Here is a 23,969-nt window from a genome sequence, read left to right on the forward strand (position 1 = left end):
GAATCGCCCCGGTATCGTTCAGACATGAGGTCTGTGAATCGTCCGGCGACGCTGTGCCCGCGCGAATTGCCCCGGGTGATCGCGTGATCGACGTCCACGAACACCTCGCCCGCATCCTGTCGACGGTGCGCACTCTGCCGCCGACGCGCCGCGCCCTCGACAACGCCCAGGGCTGCGTCCTCGCCGAGGATCTGCGTAGCCGGGTCTCGCTGCCGGGGTTCGACAACTCCGCGATGGACGGGTACGTCGTCCACTCCTCCGACGTCGAGCGCGCCACCGAGAAGTTCCCCGTCCGGTTGCCCGTCGAGGGTGACATCGCGGCGGGGGACACCACGCGCCGTCGGCTGCGGCCCGGACGCACGTACCGCATCATGACCGGCGCTCCCATGCCCGAGAGCGCCGACGCGGTCGTGCCGGTCGAGCAGACGGACGGTGGCGTCGAGCGCGTGACGATCTACGAGGGCGTGCCGCACGGCCGCCACGTACGCCACCAGGGCGAGGACGTCGGTGAGGGGCAGGTCGTCCTCAAGGCCGGAACCCGGCTCGGCCCGAGGCAACTCGCGCTCGCGGCGGCGGTCGGTCACGGCGACGCGCTCGTCATCCCCCTGCCGCGGGTGGTCGTCATCAGCACCGGCGACGAGCTCATCGACCCCGGCGCGGTGCCCGGTTTCGGCCAGGTCGTCGACAGCAACGGGCCGATGCTGGCCGCGGCTGCCCGCGACCTCGGCGTGGTCGCGACTCGAGTCAGCGGCGTGGCCGACGACGAGGAGACCGTCGCTCGCGTCCTCAAACAGCAGCTGGCCCGGGCCGACGCGATCATCACGACCGGCGGCGTCAGCATGGGTGCGTACGACGCCGTCAAGGCCGTCCTCTCCACCCTCGGCACCGTGCAGTTCGACCGGGTCGCGATGCAGCCCGGCAAACCGCAGGGGTTCGGCACCCTCGGCGAGGAAGAGATCCCCGTCTTCACCCTGCCGGGCAACCCGGTGAGCTCGATGGTCTCGTTCGAGGTGTTCGTCGCCCCGGCGCTGCGGCGCATGGCCGGACGTAACGCGTTCGAGTCGGCCCCCGTGGTGGCCCGGGCAGAGGAGGGGTTCACCTCCCCGGCCGCGAAGACGCAGTTCGCTCGGGTCGTCGTCACCTCCGGCGACGCCGAGCCGCTGCGCGTCCGGCTCGCGGGCGGCCAGGGCTCCCACGTGCTGGGCAGCCTCGCGGACGCTCACGGCCTCGCCGTCGTCCCGCCGGAGGTCACCGAGGTCGCGAGCGGCGACGAACTGCTCGTCCTCGGCCTCGACGGCACGACCCCCGGCGATCACGCTGCCGCCGCACCCGACGGTCGCAGCCCCGGCACGCCCTGGTTCGGGGCCGCCGCCGTGGCTGCGGCAGGATCGGCGACGTGACCCACAACGACACTCCCGAACCTCCCGCGCGCCTCACCCACGTCCGTGACGACGGCACGGCGCACATGGTCGACGTCAGCGCCAAGGCGGTCACCGCCCGGGAGGCCCGGGCCGCCGGGCGCGTCCTGCTCTCGCCCACCGCCGTCGCGGCCCTGCGTGATCGCACGGTGCCCAAGGGGGACGCGCTCGCCGTCGCCCGCATCGCCGGTATCCAGGCCGCCAAGCGCACCCCCGACCTCGTGCCGCTGGCCCATCCCGTCGCGATCCACGCCGTCGCCGTCGACCTCGAGGTCGCCGACGACGGCGTCGACATCACCGCGGCCGTGCGCACCGCCGACCGCACCGGCATCGAGATGGAGGCGCTCACCTGCGTCAGCGTCGCCGCGCTCGCACTCGTCGACATGATCAAGGCCGTCGACAAGCACGCCCGCATCACCGACGTGCGCGTCACCGCCAAATCCGGCGGCCGTTCGGGGGATTGGACCGAGGAGCGCCCCGCATGAGCCACGGTCACGACGGACATCGGAGCACGCACCGCGAGGGTCGCGGGACCCACGCGCACGCCACCTCCGGTCGTCACACGCTCGGGCACGACTCACGCCCGCGGCACGATGACGCAGGTCAGGGCCTCGACGCCGCTGCTCCCACCGGTCGCCGCGCGGTCGTCATCACCGCCTCGACCCGGGCCGCCCAGGGCGTCTACACCGACCGTTCGGGTCCGATCGCCGTCGAGCGGCTGCGAGCCTGGGGCTTCGAGACTCCCGACGCGGTGGTCGTGCCCGACGGCCCGCCGATCGCCGAGGCGATCCGCGCGGCCCTCGAACAGCGGCCGGCTCTGCTGCTCACCACCGGCGGCACCGGGTTGCGGCCCGACGACCGTACTCCCGAGATGACCCGCCCCCTGCTCGACGTCGAGGCTCCCGGCATCGCGGAGGCCGTCCGCGCGGCCGGTGTCGCGAAGGGAGTGCCGACGGCGATGCTCTCGCGCGGCCTCGCGGGCGTCACGCGTGGCACACTCATCGTCAATCTTCCCGGGTCCACCGGGGGAGTCAGGGACGCGCTCGACGTCCTCGAGAGCGTCGTCCACCACGCGGTGGACCAGATCGGAGGGGGTGACCATTGATGGCGGGGCTCTGGCCGACCGTCCTCACGATTCGTCACCCTGAACAACCCGACCGGGTCATGCGGGCCCTGCGACCGCGCGACCGCAACGAATGGGAGCACCTGCGTGCCGTCAACCGCTCATGGCTCGAACCCTGGGAGGCCACGAGCCCGGAGCCCTTGGGGCAGCTGAAGTTTCGCGCCCTCATCCGGCACTACGACTCCGAGGCGCAGGCCGGGCGGCTACAGCCGTTCGTCATCGAGGTCGGCGGCCGGCTCGTGGGTCAGATGCACCTGTCCGGCATCACGTGGGGTTCGATGCGTAGCGGCAGCGCGGGGTATTGGGTGTCGCGACAGGCCGCGGGCCAGGGCATCGCGCCGTCGTGTCTGGCGGCTCTCGTCGACCACGCGTTCTACGGTCTGGGGCTGCATCGGGTGGAGGTCAACATCCGTCCGGGCAACGTCGCGAGCCTGCGCGTCGTGGAGAAACTCGGGTTCCGTGACGAGGGTGTGCGAGAGCGGCTGCTGCACATCGACGGGGCCTGGCGAGACCACCGTTCGTTCGCTCTCACGATGGAAGATCTCGAGGGGCAGTCACTGGTCGCGCGATGGAACGCGGCCCAACGTCGCCCGCAGGCCGAGCAGGCCACCTGACCAGGTCGGATGTTCAATGCGAAAGCGCCTCCGAGAGACTTACATCCATGTGATTTTCGCGTGACACGCGCCCGATGAGGGTCCCGCGAGAGGGCCTCTCGGCATAGAGTTCTGGTGTGTCGCCAAGCAGCCTGATCTTCGTCGCCGTCGTCGCCGTCTGGGCTGCCTATCTCGTGATCGACACGAGCCGCCGACGCGAATACCTCGCCACCGCACGGTCGGTCGACCGCTTCTCGGCGTCGATGCGCGTCCTGCAGCGGCGGGCCGTTCGCCGAGAGAGCGCCGAGGCGTTCGAGGCGAGCACCGCGCCGATGCGCAGCACCTCCTCCGTCCTCCTCCACCGCCCGCCCCAGCTCTCGCGCGCGGCGGTCGAGGCCAAGGCCGCGCAGGCGGCGGCCGCGCCGGTCACGCCGAGCCGGTCGGGCGGAACGTCCGGGCTCGCGGCCCGGCAGCGGGCGGCGTCCCGGGTGCGTCGCGCTCGCGTGCTCGCCACGCTCGCACTGGTCTTCGCTCTCGCCACTCTGGCGGCAGCCGTTGCCGCCGGATTCGGCCTCATCTCGTGGATCGCTCCGGTCGTCGGGATCGTGCTCAGCACGCTTCTCGTCGTCGTCCTGCGCGGGCAGGCCCTCGCCGGGCGGAGGCGGACGCGCACGACGCAGGGCGCGGCCAAGGCCCAGGCGAAGCCCGCTGCGGCGCCTGCCGAGTCGGTCGCTGTCGACGCCCCCGCGGTCGTGGCCGAGGAGGAGAGCGTCGACCTGCGCCCGGCCGCCACCGCGATGCCGGTCGCTCAGGAGTACGTGCCGTTCGATTACGCCCGCGAGGTCGAGCCGTCGATCCTCGCCGAGGAGGCCTACGCCCAGCGTGTGGCGGCGCGTGCCTCCGATCAGGATCCGCTGCTCGGCGAGGCCGGCTGGGAGCCCGTTCCCGTGCCTCCGCCGACGTACACGCTCAAGGCCCGCGCCGAGCGTCCGCTGCCGCCGCCGCTCGAGGTCGAGCCGACGCCGGTGTACGTCGACGACGACTGGGCAGACCTCCAGGAACTCACCTACGGGCGGGCCTCCGGGGAGTGAGGCAGCGGCCAGCAGGGAGGGCCGCGAAACCGGAAACCCGCTGGTGGACCACCGATTCGGAGCATGACGACGCAGGTGCTATCGTGATGACTCGCACTTGGGGCTGTGGCGCAGTTGGTAGCGCGTCTCGTTCGCAATGAGAAGGTCAGGGGTTCGAATCCCCTCAGCTCCACCCTAGAAGCAGAACGATTGAACCGTGTCCCGCGTGCTCGTGGGGCACGGTTCTTTCGTTGTGTGGCTGGGGGCGTGCACGCCCGGGGGCGAGCATGATCGAGATCGAGATGGTTCGCGGTCTATGGCGTGAGAACGCCGAACTCGAACGCGCGAATCGACCTGGTGATGCGCTCGCAGTGGCGTTCTCTGGAACGCTCAGGCCGTTCGCGACAGGAACGCGTTGAGGATGGCAGAGAACCTCTCCGGTGCCTGAGTGTTGGACTGATGCCCGGCGCCCTCGATGATGCGCAACTCGGCATCGGGAATCCCGCCGGCGAATGCCCGGGCCGCGGGGAGGTTCACGCGGTCCTTGGAGCCGCAGAGCACCAGCGTCGGCGCAGCGATCGATGCGAGCTCGTCAGAGAGCTCCGTCTTGGCGACGGCATCGACCACGGCGAGCATCTGACGTTTGCTCACCCCACCGGACGAGACCACGCTCACCGGCAGCACACGCATGACGGCGCTCTGGAGCACGACCGAATGCCGTGTGCCTCCGTGCTCGACGTACGTCGAGACGAGGCGCGTGAGGATCGCCGTCGCGAAGAGCGACTCGCCGTCGCGAGCTCGATGCGGGCATCCACGCGTTGAGCAGGCGGTGCCTCCTTGAGGAGGAATCCGCTGGCCCCTGCCACGACCGCCGCGTGCACGTGCTCGTCGAGATCGAACATGCTGAGGATCACGGCGCGCACTCCGGCGAGCAGCGGGTCGGCGGTGATCCGGCGGGTCGCCTCGATGCCGTCCCCGCCGGCATGCGGATATCCATGAGGACGAGCATGGGCGCAGGGCCTGCGCGAGTTCGACGGCCTCCGGCCCATCGGCTGCCTCCCCGGCCACGACGAGGTCGCCGCTGCCGTCGATCACGATGTGCAGGCTGTGGCGGATGAGTGGCTCGTCGTCGGCGACGAGGACGAGCGCTGCGGTCACCGAATCTCCTCGTCGGGGAACCGGGCGTCTACCCGCCAGCCGGGCGCAGCGGGACCGGCCTGGAGCGTGCCTCCCATCAACGCGGCGCGTTCCCGAAAGCCGTCCAGCCCCCGCCCGGCGCCAGGCTGCGGCAGTCACTCGCGAACCGGGCCGGCGTCCTCGACCGTCGCGATCACGTCGTGACTCTCACGGCGCACCGCAACACGCGCCCGAGCTCCCGGTCCGGCGTGCCGTGCGACGTTAGCGAGGGCCTCGCCAACCACGGCGTGCACGGCGGCCAGCACTCCCGGGGAGACGGCGACGGCGGCGGGTACGTGCAGGTCCACCCCGATGCCCGCGCGGCGACTCGCAGTGGCGAGTGTCGCAAGGTCGGACAGTGACGGGGGAGGTCGCAACGGGGCCTCGTCGTCGGGGTCGCGCAGAACACCGAGCAGGCGGCGTAGCTCCGTCGTCGCCTCCCGCCCCGCGCGCTCGATGTCGGCGAGGGCCGCGGCGCGCTCGCGTTCGGCATCGGGGCCCGCGACGGTACGTGCCGCCGCGGCCCGCACCGTGATGAGCCCCAAGCCGTGGGAACCCACGTCGTGCAATTCCCGTGGGATCCGGAGTCGTTCGGCCGTTGCGGCGCGCTCGACGTGATCCCTGGGGGGCCCGGCCGTCGTGCCCGGTGGTCTCGTGATGGCGGCATGGTCTTTGGTGGCGCGCGGGGTCGGCGGGTGGCTCCTGCACCGGAGGGACGCGTGAGTGGGGCGAGGGTGCTGTGGGCGACGATCTGCGAGATCGACAGGCTGCGCACCCTGCCCGCGGCGGTCGCCGTCGTCATCGCCACGGTGGCGAGCGGGGCGCTGCCGGCCTGGGCCCTCGCGGAATCATCCACCCGCGGCCTGGGGACGCCGCCGGTCTCGCAGGTGGTGGTGGCGGCGGTTCCGTTCGTGCAGGTCGGCGCCATCGTGCTGGGAATCCTGCCGGTCGCGCACGAGCACGCTGGCCGTCAGTGGAGCGTCACCTGTACGAAACGATTCCCCGACGCGGCCTGTGGGTCGGCTCGGTCACTCTCGCGACCGCAGCGTTGCTCGCCGCGACGACGGCCGCTGCTCTCGCGGGGGCATGGGGTGCGGGGCTGTTCGCGAGCGCCGGAGACGTCGTCGGGGCAGGGCGCCCCGATCTCGAGAGGCTCGCAGGGGCGTGGGCCTACCTCGTCATCATCGGGCTGCTGGCCCACGCGGTCGCGCTGTGCGTGGGTCACCTCGTCCCCTCCCTGGTCACGACGCTTTCCGCCGTACTCGTCGTGTCGCCCCTCCTCACCGCGCTGACCGAGCACGCCCGCTGGCTGTCGGATCAGGCGGCAGGGCTCATGTACCGAGGAGGTGACGGCGTGCTCGACGGAGGGACGGGCGTCCTCGTCGCCGTGGCGTGGCTGCTCACGGTCGGGTTGACCGGGGCATGGCTGACGGTACGTCGCGGCGCGTGAGCCGCGGCGACGTCGGTCCCTTTCTCACCGGCTCGGCTCGACCCCGTCGCTCGCCCCTAGACTCCTTGAGGTGACCGCAGCCAAGCCGATGCTCATGTTCATCCACGGCCTCATGTCGACCCCGTTGGACTTCGGCGACCAGGTCTCCGCCCTGCCGGACGGGCTCGAGGGCATGGCGCCGTGGCTGCGGGGTGCCCGGCCCGGCGCGAAGGGGGAGTCGTTCGATCTCGTCGACGCCGCCGCCGACCTCGCGATGACGATCGAGCTCAGTGGGGCTCCCAGGACCACGCTGTTCGGTGTCGGGGAAGGGTCGCTCGTCGCGCTCGAGATCGCGCTGTCACGGCCAGATCTCGAGCTCGACCTCGTCCTCGTCGGTCCGGCGCTTGCGGCGACGGCCGGTGTCGGGATGCAGCGCCGCTTCACCGCGCTCGTCCCGCGTGGGGTGCTCGCCCGGCGCGGTCTCGACAAACGCCGGGTCATGGCCGCGCTCGGCAACCTCGCCGACATCGACCTCTGGGGCCGGTTGCCCGAACTCACCAGCCGCGCCCTGCTCGTCGTCGGCGAGAAGGATCGCGCCGCCCGCACCGCGGCTCAGGCGTTCGTCGAGCAGGCGAGGCGGGCCGACGTCCGGGTGGCCGAGATCGCGGGCGCCGGCCCCGCGCCCCACACCCAGCGACCCGCCGAAGTGAACGCCGTGCTGTACGACTTCGTCGGCGTCGAGCCGCGGCAGTGACGCCGATCGGGCAAGCTCGCCGTGCACGCGCCTCGACCGATCGCAGTCGACGGACCTCGTCGCTGCGAGGGCTCTGACGTGGGACGATTGAGGTGTAGCGGGGGTGTTCTCCCGCCTGGCACCGTGCGCGACCGACGTCGTCGAGCGCGACCGAGAACGTAGGACCGACCGTAGGAGGGCCGATGGATCCGTCGACGGGTACCGCCGAGTCACCGCTGCCTCCCGACTCCTGGCCCGGGGCCGCGGGCAAGCGTTCCGTGGCCCCCGAGGTCGCGCCCTGGCCCGGGCAGCGACCCCGTTCGCACTCCCCGGGTGCGTCCTGGCCCGGTGCCACGAGCGCCGCCACCGCCACCGCCCCACCCCGCGACCTCGACGACGCCGAGCTTCGTGACCTGCGACTGCGGCGCCCGGCCAACCTCGTCAGTCCCAAGGCCAAGCTGCTGTGGCGGCTCGGGGCGCTGCTCGGGTGGGTGATTCCCCTCGTCGGCGTCGTCGTGTGGATGATCTTCGACGACGCCCATCGCCTGTGGCAGGGAATCGCGATCGCCGTCGTGTTGCTGTGCACGCTGTTCGGCGTGCTCGTCGTGCCCTGGTGGCGCTACCGGGTGCACCGGTGGGAGGTCACCGACTCGGCGGTCTACACGCAGTCGGGATGGCTGTTCCAGGAGCGACGCATCGCCCCGATCTCGCGCATCCAGACGGTCGACAGCGAGTTCGGCCCGCTGGAGCAGATGTTCGGCCTCGGCACGCTCACGGTCACCACGGCGTCGGCGGCCGGCCCGCTGCGCGTCGCCGGACTCGACAAGGCCACCGTCGAACGGCTCGTCTCCGACCTCACCCGCATCACCGCTCTGGAGCGTGGCGACGCGACATGACCTCTCCCGACCAGGACATCGACACCCCTTCTCGCCATCCCGGTCCCACCCCACCCTCGCCCGCGCACGAGGCGCGCGATGGGGCTCACCTCGACCCCGCGGCCACCTCCGAACTCGCCGCCGACGCCACCCGCGAGCACACGCCCTGGCGGCGGCTCGACAAGCGGATGCTGTTCATCCAGCCGCTGCAGGCCGTCGGCCAGTTCCTTCCGGTGATCCTCATCGTGATCCTCGCCGGCTCGACCCGCGACAACGCCCCCTGGTGGTCCAACGCCTTCATCGTCGTCGTGCCCATCGTCATCGGGATCTGGAGCTGGGCGACCACCTCCTACCGCATCACCGACGAGCAGCTCACCCTCAGACAGGGGCTTCTCCAACGCAAGACGCTGACGGCGCGGCTCGATCGCGTCCGCACCGTCGACGTCACGGCGTCGCTGCTGCAGCGGCTGGTCGGGGTCGCGGGCGTCAAGATCGGCACCGGCTCGGAGACACCGTTCACCCTGGCCGGCCTCGCCTCCGACGACGCCCATGCGCTGCGCGCCGAGCTCTTGCACGTCGCGCGCGAACGACGGCTCCCGGGCGGCGGTGCCGAGCCCGGGGTATCCCCGAGCGCTGTCGCCCGCGCTCCCGCGGACGTGTCTCCTGCGGACGCCGAAGTCGAGCTCGCCGCGTTCTCGCCCTCCTGGTTGCGCTTCGCGCCGTTCAGTCTCACGGGGTTGATCACCGTGCTGGCCGCGGGCGGATTCCTGGCGCAGTTCGTCGACGACCTCGGTGAGAGGGTGCTGGAGTCCGACGCCGGTCACGCGGTCACGGATTACGTGCTCGGCCTCACGCTCACCGGGATGATCGTGCAGGGCACGGTGCTCGGCGTCGTCGTCCTTCTCGTGGCCTCGCTCGTCGGCTACGTGCTGCGGTACTGGGGATATCGGCTGACGCGCCATGCGCGCGGAACCCTCGGCGTTCAGCGCGGCCTGCTCACCACCCGCGAGATCACCATCGAGGAACAGCGATTGCGCGGCGTGGCCGTCGAACGGCCTCTGCTGCTGCGACTCGTCGACGGCGCCCGCGCCGATGCGCTGGTCACCGGGCTCTCGGGCGGCGACAGCGGCAACTCCTCGTCCTCCGACATGCTGGTCCCGCCCGCGCCGCGAGCCGAGGTGGTGCGCATCACCGACGAGGTGCTCCACGACGACCGCCCTCTGCAGGCGCCTCTACGCCAGCACGGGCCTGCCGCCCACCGCCGGCGGTATCTGCGGGCGTTCCAGGCTGCGGTGCTCCTCGGTGCGCCCGCCGCCGTCGCGATCTGGTGGTTCGAGCTGATGCCCGCGCTCTACGCCGTACCGGTCCTGCTCCTCGTCACGGCACCGCTCATCGCCGAGGCGCGCTACCGCAGCCTCGGTCACACGCTCACCGCGCGCCATCTGGTCAGCCGTTCCGGCCTCTTTCCCGAACGCACCGAGGTCGTGCTCACCTCGGCGATCATCGGGTGGAACATCACCGAGACGTTCTTCCAGCGTCGCGTCGGTCTCGTCACGCTCACCGCGACGATCGCCGCGGGCGACGACTCCGTCGAGGTGTACGACCTCCCGCTCGCCGACGCCGAGGCCCTCGTCCGTGCCGCGACCCCGGGCCTCGCCGAACAGTTCATGACACCGGCCGCCTCCTGACCCCCTCCACGGGCGCCGAGACAGCCGTCGTTTCCGCCCGGGCGGGGCCAGAATCGCGCCCATGTCAGGGGCCCGGGTGGAAACGCCGGCCGTCTCGGCGGGGGCGGGGGTCAGATCCAGGAGCGGAACCACATGCGGTGGCCCCAGTCGACGCGCGGAATGACGTCGGCGACGTAGATCGGCCAGAAGAACGCGAACATGCCGATCGCCAGCACCATGAACGCCGCCCAGACGACGATGCCGGCGCGCCGCCGAGCCGGTGGTGCCTCGGCCGATCCCAGCACAAGCGAGAGCAGATACACGACGGCGAGCACGACCCACGGCACGAACGCCACGGAGTAGAACGTGAAGATCGTCCGCTCCTGGTACTGGAACCAGGGCAGGTAGCCGCCGACGAACCCCGCGAGGATCGCGCCGGCCCGCCAGTCGCGCGCCAGCGCCCACATGAAGAGCAGAACCGGCAGGGCGAGGGTGGCGGTCCACCAGATCACGGGGTTGCCGAGGTCGAGGATCGCCTTGCTGCACTCGGCCACCGCGCAGCCCTGATCGCCGAGCTTGGGGCCCAGGTAGTAGAACGACGTCGGCCGTGACTGCAGCATCCACGACCACGGATTGCTCTGGTAGTCATGGGGAGTCGACAGTTTGACGTGGAACGACATCATGTCCGCGTGGTAGCGCCACAGCGAGCGCAACGGGTCGGGCACGAGCGTGGCGAGCCCGGTGGCCGGATGGTTCGTGGCCCACTGCCGGTTCCAGCCGCCGGAGGTGGCGAACCACCCGGCCCACGTGCCGAGGTAGGTGATCAGCGCGGTGCCGACCATCGTCAACGCGGCCTGCGGGGCGTCGAACAGCATCGCGCCCCACCACCACCGGCGCACGCCCGCGGCGCGGCGGGCTCCCATGTCCCAGAACACCGTCATGAGCCCGAAGGCCGCGAGGAAGTACAACCCCGACCACTTCGTGCCGATGCACAGGCCCAGGCTGAGCGCCGCCACGAACCGCCACGGATGCAGGCCGAGCCACGGGCCGTACCGCATCATCGGCGCGTCGAGGGACCCTCCGGCGTCGAGGTGCCCACCGACCCTGCGTGCGAGGATCTCGCGAGACCGGTCGCGGTCGAGCAGTAGGGCGCAGAATCCGCCCAGGGCGAAGAACATGACGCTCATGTCGAGCAGGCCGGTGCGCGAGTGCACGAGGTGCTGACCGTCGACCGCGAGCAACAACCCGGCCGAGAGCCCGAGCACGGTCGAGCCGAACATCCGCCGCGCCGCGAGCGCGAGCATGAGGATGGACAGGGTGCCGAGCACCGCCACCCCGAACCGCCAGCTCACCGGGTTCTGCACCCCGAGGAGTTGCTCGCCCACCGCGATGACCCACTTGCCCACGGGTGGATGAACGACGTAGTCGGCCTGGGTGCCGAACACGTCGGGGGTACCGGAGGCCCACACGTCGTCGACCTTCGGTGTCGCACCCGAGGCGTACTTCGGCAGCACCTTGGCCTCGTAGCCCTGCGTCAGCAACGACCACGCCTGTTTGACGTAGTACGTCTCGTCGAACACGAGGGTCTCGGGCCGGCCCAGTCGCCAGAAGCGCAGGACGCCGCCGAACACGGCGACGAGCACGGCACCCACCCAGCCGTACAGGGTGTCCGTCGGGCGATGGCCGAGCAGCCGAGCTCGCAGCCGGTCGGTCTCGCTCATGGACGTCATCGTACGGGGGCGCCTGTGCCGGCCCATGGTCGTGCCGCGGGTGCGCGGCGTGGCGCGCACCCGCGGCACGACCATGGGCCGGCACAGGCGGGCGTGCCCGGTTCCGGACTCGTGCTGGCGGCGACGCCCATCGGCGATCCCCGCGACGCCTCGTTGCGTCTCGTCGACGCGCTCGAGCACGCCCACCTCGTCGCCGCCGAGGACACCCGGCGCCTCAAGCGGCTGGCCGCGATGCTCGAGATCCACGTCGGCGGCCGGATCGTCGCCTACCACGAGCACAACGAGGCGACGCTCACCGGCGATCTCGTCGCCCGCATGACCGCGGGGGAGCAGGTGCTGCTCGTCACCGACGCCGGAATGCCCTCGGTCTCCGACCCGGGCTACCGCCTGGTGACCGCCTGCGTCGAGGCCGACGTTCCCGTCACGTGTCTGCCGGGCCCGAGCGCGGTGCTCGTCGCCCTCGCGCTGTCGGGCCTCCCGGTCGACCGGTTCTGCTTCGAGGGCTTCTGCCCGCGCAAACCGGGGGAGCGGGCACGCCGGCTCGCCGACCTCGCCGACGAGCGACGCACGATGGTGTTCTTCGAGGCGCCGCACCGGCTCGCGGCGACCCTCTCCGCGATGAGCGAGGCCTTCGGGGGAGACCGCCCGGCCGCGGTGTGCCGGGAGCTGACGAAGACCTACGAAGAGGTTCGCCGCGGACCCCTCGCCGAACTCGTCGAATGGGCGGCCGGCGAGGTGCGCGGTGAGATCACGATCGTCGTCGGCGGCGGGTCACCGAAGACCCTCGACCCCGACGATGCGCTGGCCGCCGTGCTCGAGCGAATCGAGCGCGGAGAACGGCTGAAGAACGCGTGCAAGGCCGTCGCCGCGGAGTCGGGAATTCCCGCGACCCAGCTCTACGACGCAGCGGTCGCAGCCCGTCGAGAGTGAGGTGTCTCGCGGGCGCGACGGATCCCGGACTTGGTGCCGAGGAAACCTGGGCGACGCCGCATCCGCGGTCATAGCCTGTTGGAAGTGGCTCTGGCGCAGTCCGCAGAGGGGCCTCAGGGTGGATCTGCCCTGGTCGCGATCACGTCGAAGGAGACGCAATGAAGATCGGTGTTCCCGCCGAGGTCAAGAACCGCGAAGGCCGGGTGGCCATCACGCCGGCAGGCGTGCACGAACTGGTCCAGAACGGCCACGACGTCCACGTTCAGAAGGGTGCCGGTCTCGGCTCCTCCATCACCGACGAGCAGTTCAAGGCGCAGGGCGCGACCATCATCGACTCGGTCGACGACGTGTGGGGCGACGCCGAGCTGATCCTCAAGGTCAAGGAGCCCATCGAGCAGGAGTACCAGTACCTGCGCAAGGACCTGACCCTGTTCACCTACCTCCACCTGGCGGCCGACCGCCCGCTCACCGAGCGCCTCCTCGAGTCGGGTACGACCTCCATCGCGTACGAGACGGTGCAGCTGGCCAACGGCGCGCTCCCGCTGCTCTACCCGATGTCGGAGGTCGCCGGCTGCCTCGCCCCGCAGGTCGGCGCCCACAGCCTCATGGCTCCTTACGGCGGCCGCGGCGTGCTCATGGGCGGTATCGGCGGCGTGGCCAGCGCCAAGGTCGTCGTCCTCGGCGGCGGTGTCGCCGGGCAGAACGCGGCCAACATCGCGGTGGGCATGGGGGCCGACGTCACGATCCTCGACACCAACCTCGACAAGCTGCGTCAGATCTTCTGGCGCTGGTCGGGCCGCATCCACCAGCTGGCCTCCAACCAGCTCACGGTCGCCGAGCAGATCAGCCAGGCCGACCTCGTCATCGGCTCCGTCCTCATCCCCGGCGCCAAGGCGCCCAAGCTCGTCACCGACGACATGGTCGCCAACATGAAGCCGGGCTCCGTGCTCGTCGACATCGCGATCGACCAGGGCGGCTGCTTCGAGGGTTCGCGGGCCACCACGCACGACGACCCGACGTTCCCGGTGCACAACTCCGTGTACTACTGCGTCGCCAACATGCCCGGTGCGGTGCCCAACACCTCGACCTACGCGCTCACCAACGCGACGATGCCCTACGCCGTCGCGATCGCGAACAAGGGCTGGCGCGCCGCGCTCGAGGCCGACCCGGCGCTCGTCCCGGGTCTCAACACCCACGACGGCAAGCTCACGTACGAGGCCGTCGCACAGGCCTTCGACCTCGACTACACCCCGGCGGCCGAGGTTCTCGCCGGCGTGTGATGAGTCACATCGACGCCGCTCCGACTGCTTCGTCGCACGTCGGGGCGGCGTCGCCGTGCGCGCGCGACCGCTGAATCGCGGGGACCAATGTCCGTCTGGCCAGCGGTCTTGCAAACTAAGATCCTTGGTGGATCTACGCTTACGCACGGTGATCACTCGCCCGGCAGGTCGGGTGACAACCCTTCTCCCCCGCCGTGGGCGGACCGTACGACACACATTCGACTCGCAGAACAGGGCAGGCTTCGCTCGTGGCTACATCGACTCTGACAACGCAACGGAGTTCGGCTCGTTCGACCATCGGTCTGAAGATCTTGATGGCCGTCTCGGGCTTGTTCTTCGTCTTCTACGTCCTGGCGCACATGTACGGCAACCTCAAGATCCTTGCCGGTCACCAGGCCTTCGACACGTACGCCCACCACCTCCGCACGCTCGGTGAGCCCATGCTCCCGTACTCGGGGTTCCTGTGGGTGTTCCGCCTGGTGCTCATCGTCGCGCTCCTCGCGCACCTCTACTCGGCCTTCAACCTGTGGAGTCGCGCCGGCCACGCCCGCGGGCACCGGTACCTGGTCAAGGACGCGATGCACACCTCGATCTCCTCGCGCACGATGCGCTGGGGCGGTGTCGCGTTGCTGCTGTTCATCGTCTTCCACCTGCTGCAGTTCACGTTCCGCTCGTTCTACGTCGGCACGGCGCCGGTCTCCTCACCCGCGGCCATGGTCGTCGCGGCCTTCCAGACGTGGTGGCTCACGCTGATCTACGTCATCGCGATGATCGCCCTCGGCCTCCACCTTCACCACGGCACCTGGAGCGCGTTCCAGACCCTCGGATTCACCAACTCCGCCAAGTCCCGGGCGATCGCCAAGGGAGCGGGTGCCGTGATCGCGGGTCTCGTCGTGCTCGGCTTCCTCATCCCGCCGCTCGCCATCCAGTTCGGCATCATCAAGTAAGGCGACCTCAGCAATGACTCAGACGTACACCGAGGAGACCAACTCCAACGCCGGCGACCTCATCCATGGTCTGTACCGCGAGGGCACACCTCTGGAGGACACCAAGGCCCCGAGTGGTCCCATCCAGGGCCGCTGGAACCAGCGCAAGTTCGACGCCAAGCTCGTCAACCCGGCCAACCGTCGCAAGCTGTCGATCATCATGGTCGGCACCGGCCTCGCCGGTGGCGCGGCGGCCGCGACGCTCGGCGAGGCGGGCTACAACGTCAAGGCGTTCTGCTACCAGGACAGCCCGCGGCGCGCGCACTCCATCGCGGCCCAGGGCGGCATCAACGCGGCGAAGAACTACAAGGAGGACGGCGACTCCGTCTACCGCCTCTTCTACGACACGGTCAAGGGCGGCGACTACCGCTCGCGCGAGGACAACGTGTACCGCCTCGCCGAGGTGAGCGCGAACATCATCGACCAGTGCGTCGCACAGGGTGTCCCGTTCGCCCGCGAGTACGGCGGCCTGCTCGACAACCGCTCGTTCGGTGGTGTGCAGGTCTCGCGCACGTTCTACGCCCGTGGCCAAACGGGTCAGCAGCTGCTCATCGGCGCCTACCAGGCGCTCGAGCGGCAGATCGCGGCCGGTACGGTCGAGATGTTCGCCCGCCACGAGATGATGGAGCTCATCGTCGTCGACGGCGTCGCGCGCGGCATCATCGCCCGCGACATGGTCAGCGGCGAGGTTGAGACCCACCTCGCCGACGCGGTCGTGCTCTGCACCGGCGGCTACGGCAACGTCTTCTTCCTCTCCACCAACGCGATGGGCTGCAACGTCACCGCCACGTGGCGGGCGTACCGCAAGGGCGCGTACTTCGCCAACCCCTGCTACACGCAGATCCACCCCACGTGCATCCCCGTGCACGGCACCGACCAGTCCAAGCTCACGCTCATGTCGGAGTCGCTGCGCAACGACGGACGCATCTGGGTGCCCAAGCGCAAGGAGGACTGCGACAAGGACCCGCGGCAGATCCCCGAGGAGGACCGCGACTACTACCTCGAGCGCATCTACCCGAGCTTCGGCAACCTCGTTCCACGTGATATCGCCTCCCGTCAGGCGAAGAACATGTGCGACGAGGGTCGCGGCGTCGGCCCGGAGGTCGAGGGCCAGGGTCGTCGTGGTGTGTACCTCGACTTCGCCGACGCCATCGACCGCATGGGCAAGGACACGGTCTCGGCCAAGTACGGCAACCTCTTCGACATGTACGAGCGCATCACGGGTGAGAACCCGTACGAGGTCCCGATGCGCATCTACCCGGCCGTGCACTACACGATGGGCGGGCTGTGGGTCGACTACGACCTGGAGTCGACCATCCCGGGCCTGTTCGTCGGCGGCGAGGCCAACTTCTCCGACCACGGCGCGAACCGCCTCGGCGCATCGGCCCTCATGCAGGGCCTGTCCGACGGGTACTTCGTGTTGCCGAACACGCTCCGCGACTACCTCGCGGGCGGTCCGTACCCGAAGATTTCCGAGGACCACCCGGCGGTCGTCGAGGCGCAGCAGAGCGTGCGTTCGCGCATCGACCACTTCCTCAACTCCGGCGGCACCCGCTCGGTCGACAGCTACCACAAGGAGCTCGGCCACCTCATGTGGGAGTACTGCGGCATGGAGCGCACCGAGGAGGGGCTGAAGTACGCGATCGGTCGCATCCGCGAACTCAAGAAGGAGTTCTGGAGCAACCTTCGTGTGCTGGGCAGCGCCGACGAGCTCAACCAGAGCCTCGAGCGGGCCGGCCGCGTCGCCGACTTCTTCGAGCTCGGCGAGCTCATGTGCATCGACGCACTGCACCGTCGGGAGTCCTGCGGCGGTCACTTCCGCGCCGAGAGCCAGACGGAGGAGGGTGAGGCGCTGCGTCACGACGACGAGTTCGCCTACGTGGCGGCCTGGCAGTTCGCCGGTGACGACCAGCCCCCGATCCTGCACAAGGAAGACCTCGTGTACGAGTTCATCGAGATGAAGCAGCGGAGCTACAAGTGAGACTCACACTCAAGATCTGGCGTCAGCGCGGGCCGCTCGAGGAGGGGGGCGCCGAGACGTTCCAGCTCGACCACGTGTCGGAGGACAGCTCCTTCCTCGAGATGCTCGACATGCTCAACGAGCAGCTCAACGAGGAGGGCATCGAGCCCATCGCCTTCGACAGCGACTGCCGTGAGGGCATCTGCGGCATGTGCGGGCTGGTCATCAACGGCAAGCCGCACGGCAACGACGGCACCGGTTCCAACACGACCACGTGCCAGTTGCACATGCGCACGTTCAACGACGGCGACACGATCACCATCGAGCCGTGGCGCGCCACGGCGTTCCCGGTGATCAAGGACCTCGTCGTCGACCGCAGCGCGTTGGACCGCATCATCCAGGCGGGCGGCTTCATCTCGGCCAACACCGGGTCGGCGCCCGAGGCGCACGCGGTGCCCGTGCAGAAGAGCAAGGCCGACCGTGCCTTCGAGGCCGCGGCCTGCATCGGCTGCGGCGCGTGCGTGGCGGCCTGCCCGAACGCGTCGTCGATGCTGTTCACCGGAGCGAAGGTCACGCACCTCGCCGAGCTGCCGCAGGGTCAGCCGGAGCGGTGGAAGCGTGCCCTCGCGATGGTGGCCCAGCAGGACGGCGAGGGCTTCGGTGGCTGCACCAACATCGGTGCCTGCGCGGCTGCCTGCCCCAAGGACATCCCGATGGATGTCATCTCCACCCTCAACGGCGACCTGCGCAAGGCCCCCAGCCGGGTCTGACGCGCGCAGCGCCCACGAACGAACGGCCCGGATTCCCTTCGGAGGGGATCCGGGCCGTTCGTCGTTTCTGCCGTTCGTCGTGGGTGCGGTTCAGTTCTTGGCACGAAGCTGCTGCAACGCGCGTTCGGAGCCGGGGTGCAGGGGAATGGGCTCGGCCTTGTCCGCGGTCTCGAGCCGGATGTCCTTGCCGGCCGGGTGAGCGGCGGTCAGCGCCTTCTGCTGGGTGAAGACGAGCGTCGTGAGGGCACAGGCGAGGTTCGCCGGCATGTCGTCGCGCACGAGCAGGACGTTGGGCACGGCCACGGTCTTGACGTCCTCGGACATGCCGTAGGTCGCGGCCGGGACGGTCGCGGTGTCGTACACGGCGGACTTCTTCTTCATCGCCGGCAGCAGCGGAGTGGGATCGATCATGCGCAGCTTCTCGGCGCCGACCGACGTGTAGAGGTCGGTGAGCGCCGAGGTCGGCAGACCACCGGACCAGACGAGTCCGTCGATCGAGCCGTCCTTCATCCCGTCGACGGTCTTGGTGAGGTCGAGGCGCTGCCGGGTCACATCGGACTCCTTGAGTCCGGCGGCCTCGATGAGTCGCAACGAGATCGCCTCGGTGCCCGAGAGCGGCGATCCGGTCGAGATCTTCTTGCCCTTGAAGTCGGCGACCGATCGGATGCCGGAGTCGGCGCGCACGACGATCTGTGTGTAGTTGGGGTAGATCCGGCCGATGCTCGCGATCTTCTGCGGTCCGGTGAACTTGCCGGTGCCCTTGACGGCGGTGTCGGCCGTGTCGGCGAGGGAGAACGCGACGTCGTAGTCGCCCTTGACGAGTTGCTGGATGTTCTGGACCGACGCGCCCGTCTCGGAGGCGCCCGCGCGGATGTCGGTGTTCGCGTTGACGAGCCGCGCGATCGCGCCGCCCATGACGTAGTAGACGCCGGTGGAGTTGCCGGTCGCGATCGTGATGCGCCCCGATCCGGCGTCGCAGCCGGCGGGGTCCTGGTTCGAGCCCGCGACGCGGGCGGTGTGGCCGCCCAGGCCGGCAGCGCCGAGCATCGCGATGGTGAGTCCGACGGCCCACGGGATGTTGACCTTCATCGGGTGACCTTTCGGGTGCGCAGGAGGTGGAGGGCCAAGGTGACGGCGAGGAGAACCAAGCCGATGCCGACGCTGAGCGGCTGCAGGTAGAGCAGGAGCACGGCCGCGAGCAGGAAGCCGACGCGCTCGACCGGGTTGACACGGCCGCGGATCCAGGCGCCTGTGGCGGCGGCCAGTGAGGCGACGGCGAGCATGCTGACGACGACGGCGAGGACGATCGGGCCGGGTTCGCCCGTGAGGAGCAGGTGGGCGCCGTTGGGGGTGACGACGAACGCGAGCGGGGCGAGGAACGCGGGCAGGGTGTACTTGCACGCCTGCCACATCGTGTCGATGACCTTGCCGCCCGTGATCGCGGCCGAGGCGACCGCGGCCAGCGCCGTCGGCGGCGAGACCTCCGAGAGCACGGCGTAGTAGAAGATGAACATCGCCACGGCTGCCGGCGCGACGCCGAGCGAGATGAGCGCTGGCCCGATGACGACCCAGGCGAGGATGAACGAGGCCGTGACCGGTACGGCGAGGCCGAGCACGAGGATCGCGATCGCCGAGAACACCGCGCTGAGAATGACGAGCACGGCCGGGTTGGGTGAGATCGCGCCCGCGATCGCGACGAGGAACTCCGAGAGCACCTGCGCGAGTCCGGTCTTCGCGATGCTCGACGTGATGACGCCCGCGGCGGCGCAGACCGCGATGACCGGCAACGCGGTACGCACACCCTCCGAGAGGGCGCGGGCGATCGTGGCTCCGAGCGCGACGAGGCCACCGCGGGGCCCCTCGTCGGCCTGGGCGGCGGGCTCGCTGCTCATGTCCCGATCGAGGCCGGAGTCGGGCAGGTGCCCGGTGAACAGCACCTCGAGGAGGGCGAAGACGAGCGCCGTGAGGGTGGCGTAGACGACGGCCTTGAACGGCGGGATGTCGAGGGCGAGGAACAGCACGATCACACCGAGGCTGATGAAGTGGTAGCCGAACCGGCGCAGCAGCGCAAGCGTGGCGGGCACGCGCACGTCGACCCGACTCACCCCGAACCGGCGGGCGTCGGCCTCGACCGCGAGGAAGATCCCCAGGTAGTAGAGGATCGTCGGCACGACCGCCCACGTGAGCACCTGGATGTACGGCACGTTGAGGTACTCGGCGATGATGAACGCCGCGGCGCCCATCGTCGGCGGCGAGAGGATCGCGCCGATGCCCGAGGCGGCGAGCATTCCGCCGGCGGCCTCGCGGGGGTAGCCGGCGCGCTGCAGGATCGGCCACGCGAACGAGCCGAGAGTCACCGCGGTCGCGGTGCCCGAGCCCGACACCGTGCCGAGCAGAAAGCCCGAGGTCGCGACGGTGCGACCGGGCGCGGCGGCCGACTTGCGGAACAGCGAGAGGCTGAACTCGACGAAGAACCCGCCGGCGCCGGTGAGCCGGAGCACGGAGCCGTAGATCGTGAACAGCACGATGTACGTGGCGGCGACGTCGAGGGGGACGCCGAAGAAGCCGCTCGCCTCGTTGTAGAGGCTGTTGACGATCTGCGCGAGGTCGAGACCCTGGTGCGCGATGTCCCATTCGAGCGGGAGCAGGCCACCGAACCACGCGTACGCGAAGAAGAGCAGGGCTGCGGTGGGCAGCACCCAGCCGGTCGTCCGGTTGGCGGCCTCGAGCACGAGGACGAGCAACAGCACGCCCGCGACGATGTCGAGCGGCAACAGAGAACCCTGGCGGCTGAGGAACGCCGAGAACCCACCGCCGCCGAGAGGGCCCTCCGGCAGGGGGAGCACGGGGTACAACGCGACGACCATGGCCAGCACCGCCAGGGCCCAGTCGAGGATGCCCGGTCGGTCGGGACGACCGGGGTGTTCCGCCCGTTCGGGGGTGGGGCGCGAGCGGAGCGTGACGAGCGGTTCCGCGCGGTAGGTGAGGAACACCAGCGGGAGCGTGAGCCCGAGGAACACGACGAGGTAGAAGTGGCTGCCCTGCGGGAGGGGACGAAACACCTGCACGAGCACGAACGCCGCGACGAGCAGGCACCACACGAACACGAACCGGTCGAGCCGCGGGGGTAGTCGACGTGCCGGCTGCTCCTCCTCGTATCGAGCGATGAGCTCGTCGGTGTCCGCGGCCGTGCCGCGTTCCGCGGGATCGGTGGTGGGCAGCGATGCAGGCATTGCGTCACGCTACCGATCCACGGCCCTGATCAGGGGTTTGGCGACGGTGAACGATGTGGAACGTGTCGGGGCAGGGTGGCGCGAACGCCGAAACAGGCGTCTTCCCCCGGGTCTCCTCCGGTGTGGGCGCCGAAACAGGCGCCTTCGCCCGGGTCTCGTCCGGTGTGCGCGAGCGGTCGAGGGGGCGAAGCCGCCTGTTTCGGCGTTGACCCACCGTCACCTCGGCGGGCGGGGCGTGGGGGACGGTCGAGTCGGTCGTGGTCGACTTCGTCGGTGCCGGTGAGAGCGCCGAAACAGGCGCCTTCGCCCGGTTCTTGTCCGGGGTGGGCGAGCGGCCCAGAGGGCGAAGCCGCCTGTTTCGGCTGGGCCGTGGTCGTCGGGTTCGTCACCCGCGAGGAGCGCGAGTGGGCGTCGTGGGGCGGGGACGAGGTCCGCGCGGCCTGCCCCTGGGGTGCCGCACCGGAGCCGAAACAGGCGGGTTCGCCCGTGTGGTGGGCTTGCCTGTGCTGGTGAGCGGTGGGCGAACGCGCCTGTTTCGGCGTTCTCCACGGCCGAGTGGGGTCGTGGTCGACTTCGTCGGTGCCGGTGAGAGCGCCGAAACAGGCGTCTTCGCCCGGGTCTCCTCCGGGGTGGGCGAGCGGCCCAGAGGGCGAAGCCGCCTGTTTCGGCTGGGTCTTGGTCGTCCGGCTCGTCACCGGCGAGGACCGCGCGGGCGTCCTGGCGCGGGGAGGTCCGCGCGCCCTCCTGCTCACGGGGGTGCCGCAGCGGAGCTTCTGCCCCCTGGGGTGCCGCAGCGGAGCTCCTACCCCTTGGGGTGCCGCACCGGAGCCGAAACAGGCGGGTTTGCCCCTCTGGCCCGGCTTGCCTTTGCTGGCGCGCGGGGGCAAACGCGCCTGTTTCGGCGTTCACCCCCCGTCACCCGGGCATACGCAAGGGGGCGGCGTCTCCGGGCTGCGACGTCGTCTACCCCTCGCGAGCGAGGAATTCGCCGAAGGTCGTCCGCCCGAACGGTGGGCCTGGAACCAGCTGCTCACCGTCCCGGTACGCCGCGAACGTGCGGCCGGGGAGACGCAGCGGCACCTGAGGCCGGTGTCTGCCACGGAGCCGCTGCCAGAGGCGGGCAAGGTCGCCGACCTGCAGCGTCTCCGGCCCACCGATGTCGGCGACCCGACCGGAGGGCCCCTGACCGACCAACTCGGCGAGTCGTGCCGCGACCTCGGGGACGTCGATGGGCTGCAGCGCGATCGCCGGAACGAGGAGCACGGGCAGCCGGTGCTGGGCCGAGAAGAGCCGCTCGACGAGGGAGTGGAACTGGGTGCTGCGCAGCACCGTGACCGGCAGTCCGGATCGGAGGGCGAGTTCCTCGGCGGCGGTCTTGTGGCGGTAGTAGGGCAGCGGGATCCGGTCGGAGCCGACGATGGACAGGTAGATCACGTGCGCCGGTTCCTTCTCGGGTCTCGACTCCACGCCGGCGATCAACGTGCGCATCATCTCCTCGTCACGACGGCCGTTGGTCGTGGCGAGATGTACCACCACGTCCACGCCGGCGAGGGCCGACGCGAGCCCATCTCCGGTCACGAGGTCGACCTCGACGAGCTGACCGGGGGTGCGGGCAGACCGCTCGGGGGTGCGGCTCGCGACGCGCACGTCGTGCCCAGCGCCGTGAAGGAGAGGCAACAGGGCGCGGCCGACCTGACCCGTGCCGCCGGTGACGAGCACGACGCTCATGATGCAGCCTCCGGACGCGGGCAACGAAGGGCCACAGCGAGCAATGCGGCGGGCAGCGCCACCGAGAGGATCATCCCGACGGACGAGAACGTGCCTTGGGGGTGAAGCACGTGGAACACCGCATGGGGGAGCGCGAAGGTGAGGACGCAGATGAGCGCCAACACCGTCAGAGCGCGGTCCTGCCGCCAGAGCGCGGCCGCGATGACCGGGACGATCGCGAGCAGCCCCGAGCCGACGTCCCTCACGAGGTGCTCGTTGTAGGGCGGTATGACGTCGGCCGTGGGGACGCGGGTGAAGAAGTCGCGCGGTGCCAACAGGGCCCAGGCTCCGATCACCAACTGTTGCGCGCCCAGGAGCAGGAGGCCGAGCCGGACTGCAGCTCGACCGAGGGTATGGGACGAACCGTTCATCGCCACTCCGGTAGTTAGACGAATCTGACTACTTGATCGATCGTCACGATAGCGTGGCCTTGTGCCCGCTCGCCCCGAACCGCTCGAGTCCGACGTCCAGAGGCTGGTCTTCGATCTCGCGAGTCGGGGCCCGACCCTGGCTCGAGAAGCGGGGATGCACCCCACCGACCTGCGAACTCTCGTCCTCCTGCTCGAGTCGGATCGAGACGGTCGCGCCATCGGCCCCGCGCAACTCGCGCAGCAGTTGGGGCTCACGACCGCGGCCGTCACCTCGGTGGTCGATCGGCTGGAGCGACTCGGGCTCGTGCGACGGCAACCCTCGGCGACCGATCGCAGGAGGGTGGAGGTGCGGCTGACCGACGAGGCACGCACCTCCACCCTCGGGGGTCTGGGGCATCTCGTGGCGACCATCGCCCGTCGCGTCGGTACCTATCCGCCGCGGGACCAGGCTGCCGTCGTCCGATTTCTGGCGGACGTACTCGACATCACCGCCGACGCCGACCGGGGTACGGCGCCGGAGCGGTGAGTCACGCCGAAACAGGCGCCTTCGCCGGGTCTCGTCCGGGGTGGGGAAGCGGCCCAGGGGGCGAAGACGCCTGTTTCGGCTGGGGTGGTCGTCCGGCATGTCACCCGTCACCAGCTTCGTGTCCGAGGGGTCGTGCTTACGCCGAAACAGGCGCCTTCGCCCGGGCCTCGTCCGGGGTGGGAAGCGGCCCAGGGGGCGAAGACGCCTGTTTCGGCTGGGTCGGGGTCGCGGGTGGGGACCAGGACGCTGGATGTCCGGCCGCCCGAGGCCGCTTGTTTCGGTCGGGCCGGCGGGGGCTCGCTCCTGAGCCGAAACAGGCGGGGTTGCCCCGG

22 protein-coding genes and 1 tRNA gene are annotated in these 23,969 nt (G+C 70.3%); 16 read left to right on the plus strand and 7 right to left on the minus strand.

Going from position 1 to position 23,969, the window contains the following annotated elements:
• The first annotated feature begins 83 nt into the window (after window positions 1-83).
• The 6 genes from glp (at window position 84) to BN1197_RS11700 (ending at window position 4,397) form a co-directional block, all read left to right on the plus strand.
• Window positions 84-1,400, plus strand: coding sequence for a molybdotransferase-like divisome protein Glp (gene glp, locus BN1197_RS11675; protein ID WP_040159603.1), 1,317 nt, complete (start codon window positions 84-86; stop codon window positions 1,398-1,400).
• Window positions 1,397-1,903, plus strand: a complete 507-nt coding sequence (gene moaC, locus BN1197_RS11680) for a cyclic pyranopterin monophosphate synthase MoaC (RefSeq protein ID WP_040159605.1) — start codon at window positions 1,397-1,399, stop codon at window positions 1,901-1,903. Before glp ends, moaC begins: the two co-directional genes overlap by 4 nt.
• On the plus strand, window positions 1,900-2,523 hold the full coding sequence (locus tag BN1197_RS11685) for a MogA/MoaB family molybdenum cofactor biosynthesis protein (protein WP_082043831.1): 624 nt from the start codon (window positions 1,900-1,902) through the stop codon (window positions 2,521-2,523). Before moaC ends, BN1197_RS11685 begins: the two co-directional genes overlap by 4 nt.
• On the plus strand, window positions 2,523-3,155 hold the full coding sequence (locus BN1197_RS11690; protein WP_052466592.1) for a GNAT family N-acetyltransferase: 633 nt from the start codon (window positions 2,523-2,525) through the stop codon (window positions 3,153-3,155). Before BN1197_RS11685 ends, BN1197_RS11690 begins: the two co-directional genes overlap by 1 nt.
• 116 nt (window positions 3,156-3,271) lie before the next feature.
• Window positions 3,272-4,225 carry a hypothetical protein gene (locus BN1197_RS11695; RefSeq protein WP_040159607.1) on the plus strand — a complete coding sequence of 318 codons (954 nt, stop codon included), beginning with the start codon at window positions 3,272-3,274 and terminating at the stop codon, window positions 4,223-4,225.
• 99 nt (window positions 4,226-4,324) lie between these two features.
• Window positions 4,325-4,397: transfer RNA gene (locus BN1197_RS11700), tRNA-Ala, on the plus strand.
• Between the two features lie 197 nt (window positions 4,398-4,594).
• Here the strand turns inward: BN1197_RS11700 and BN1197_RS17395 are convergent.
• Together BN1197_RS17395 and BN1197_RS11710 are read right to left on the minus strand one after the other, a co-directional pair.
• On the minus strand, window positions 4,595-4,912 hold the full coding sequence (locus BN1197_RS17395) for an alpha/beta fold hydrolase (RefSeq protein WP_052466593.1): 318 nt from the start codon (window positions 4,910-4,912) through the stop codon (window positions 4,595-4,597).
• Between the two features lie 584 nt (window positions 4,913-5,496).
• On the minus strand, window positions 5,497-6,039 hold the full coding sequence (locus BN1197_RS11710) for a sensor histidine kinase (RefSeq protein ID WP_082043832.1): 543 nt from the start codon (window positions 6,037-6,039) through the stop codon (window positions 5,497-5,499).
• A 314-nt stretch (window positions 6,040-6,353) separates the two neighbouring features.
• On the opposite strand from BN1197_RS11710, the gene BN1197_RS11715 reads away from it, so the two are divergent.
• The 4 genes from BN1197_RS11715 (at window position 6,354) to BN1197_RS11730 (ending at window position 10,105) form a co-directional block, all read left to right on the plus strand.
• On the plus strand, window positions 6,354-6,830 hold the full coding sequence (locus tag BN1197_RS11715; protein ID WP_040159610.1) for a hypothetical protein: 477 nt from the start codon (window positions 6,354-6,356) through the stop codon (window positions 6,828-6,830).
• 70 nt (window positions 6,831-6,900) lie between these two features.
• Window positions 6,901-7,563 carry an alpha/beta fold hydrolase gene (locus BN1197_RS11720; RefSeq protein ID WP_040159611.1) on the plus strand — a complete coding sequence of 221 codons (663 nt, stop codon included), beginning with the start codon at window positions 6,901-6,903 and terminating at the stop codon, window positions 7,561-7,563.
• Window positions 7,564-7,745: 182 nt separating this feature from the next.
• Window positions 7,746-8,438 (plus strand): PH domain-containing protein, encoded by a 693-nt coding sequence (locus BN1197_RS17555; RefSeq protein ID WP_082043833.1) that lies wholly within the window; start codon window positions 7,746-7,748, stop codon window positions 8,436-8,438.
• Complete coding sequence (locus BN1197_RS11730) at window positions 8,435-10,105, plus strand: PH domain-containing protein (RefSeq protein ID WP_082043834.1); 1,671 nt, start codon at window positions 8,435-8,437, stop codon at window positions 10,103-10,105. The genes BN1197_RS17555 and BN1197_RS11730 overlap by 4 nt, the downstream gene beginning before the upstream one ends.
• 110 nt (window positions 10,106-10,215) lie before the next feature.
• Here the strand turns inward: BN1197_RS11730 and BN1197_RS11735 are convergent, their stop codons facing one another.
• A complete protein-coding gene (locus BN1197_RS11735; RefSeq protein ID WP_040159915.1) occupies window positions 10,216-11,805 on the minus strand; it encodes a dolichyl-phosphate-mannose--protein mannosyltransferase in 1,590 nt (529 codons plus the stop codon).
• A 102-nt stretch (window positions 11,806-11,907) separates the two neighbouring features.
• Here BN1197_RS11735 and rsmI point away from each other — a divergent pair, with 102 nt between their 5' ends.
• The 5 genes from rsmI (at window position 11,908) to BN1197_RS11760 (ending at window position 17,740) form a co-directional block, all read left to right on the plus strand.
• Window positions 11,908-12,744, plus strand: coding sequence for a 16S rRNA (cytidine(1402)-2'-O)-methyltransferase (rsmI, locus tag BN1197_RS11740; RefSeq protein WP_040159613.1), 837 nt, complete (start codon window positions 11,908-11,910; stop codon window positions 12,742-12,744).
• A 158-nt stretch (window positions 12,745-12,902) separates the two neighbouring features.
• Complete coding sequence (gene ald, locus BN1197_RS11745; protein WP_040159615.1) at window positions 12,903-14,024, plus strand: alanine dehydrogenase; 1,122 nt, start codon at window positions 12,903-12,905, stop codon at window positions 14,022-14,024.
• A gap of 248 nt (window positions 14,025-14,272) precedes the next feature.
• Complete coding sequence (locus tag BN1197_RS11750; RefSeq protein WP_040159617.1) at window positions 14,273-14,971, plus strand: succinate dehydrogenase cytochrome b subunit; 699 nt, start codon at window positions 14,273-14,275, stop codon at window positions 14,969-14,971.
• Between the two features lie 13 nt (window positions 14,972-14,984).
• Window positions 14,985-16,991 carry a fumarate reductase/succinate dehydrogenase flavoprotein subunit gene (locus BN1197_RS11755; RefSeq protein ID WP_040159620.1) on the plus strand — a complete coding sequence of 669 codons (2,007 nt, stop codon included), beginning with the start codon at window positions 14,985-14,987 and terminating at the stop codon, window positions 16,989-16,991.
• Window positions 16,988-17,740: a succinate dehydrogenase/fumarate reductase iron-sulfur subunit gene (locus BN1197_RS11760; RefSeq protein ID WP_040159627.1), complete on the plus strand. Its 753-nt coding sequence runs from the start codon at window positions 16,988-16,990 to the stop codon at window positions 17,738-17,740. The genes BN1197_RS11755 and BN1197_RS11760 overlap by 4 nt, the downstream gene beginning before the upstream one ends.
• A 90-nt stretch (window positions 17,741-17,830) precedes the next feature.
• Here BN1197_RS11760 and BN1197_RS11765 read toward each other — a convergent pair whose 3' ends face one another.
• From BN1197_RS11765 to BN1197_RS11780, 4 genes are all read right to left on the minus strand, one after another.
• Window positions 17,831-18,829, minus strand: coding sequence for a TAXI family TRAP transporter solute-binding subunit (locus BN1197_RS11765; protein WP_040159630.1), 999 nt, complete (start codon window positions 18,827-18,829; stop codon window positions 17,831-17,833).
• Complete coding sequence (locus BN1197_RS11770) at window positions 18,826-20,973, minus strand: TRAP transporter permease (RefSeq protein ID WP_040159632.1); 2,148 nt, start codon at window positions 20,971-20,973, stop codon at window positions 18,826-18,828. The genes BN1197_RS11765 and BN1197_RS11770 overlap by 4 nt, the downstream gene beginning before the upstream one ends.
• A 963-nt stretch (window positions 20,974-21,936) precedes the next feature.
• Entirely contained in the window at window positions 21,937-22,701 is a 765-nt protein-coding gene (locus tag BN1197_RS11775; RefSeq protein WP_040159634.1) for an SDR family oxidoreductase, read from the minus strand.
• A complete protein-coding gene (locus tag BN1197_RS11780) occupies window positions 22,698-23,111 on the minus strand; it encodes a hypothetical protein (protein WP_141397277.1) in 414 nt (137 codons plus the stop codon). Before BN1197_RS11780 ends, BN1197_RS11775 begins: the two co-directional genes overlap by 4 nt.
• A 154-nt stretch (window positions 23,112-23,265) precedes the next feature.
• Between BN1197_RS11780 and BN1197_RS11785 the strand changes: the two genes are divergently transcribed.
• Complete coding sequence (locus tag BN1197_RS11785; protein WP_217991194.1) at window positions 23,266-23,637, plus strand: MarR family winged helix-turn-helix transcriptional regulator; 372 nt, start codon at window positions 23,266-23,268, stop codon at window positions 23,635-23,637.
• Window positions 23,638-23,969 lie beyond the last annotated feature (332 nt).

It is taken from the genome of Mobilicoccus massiliensis (assembly GCF_000826525.2).
GTDB classification, from domain to species: domain Bacteria; phylum Actinomycetota; class Actinomycetes; order Actinomycetales; family Dermatophilaceae; genus Mobilicoccus; species Mobilicoccus massiliensis.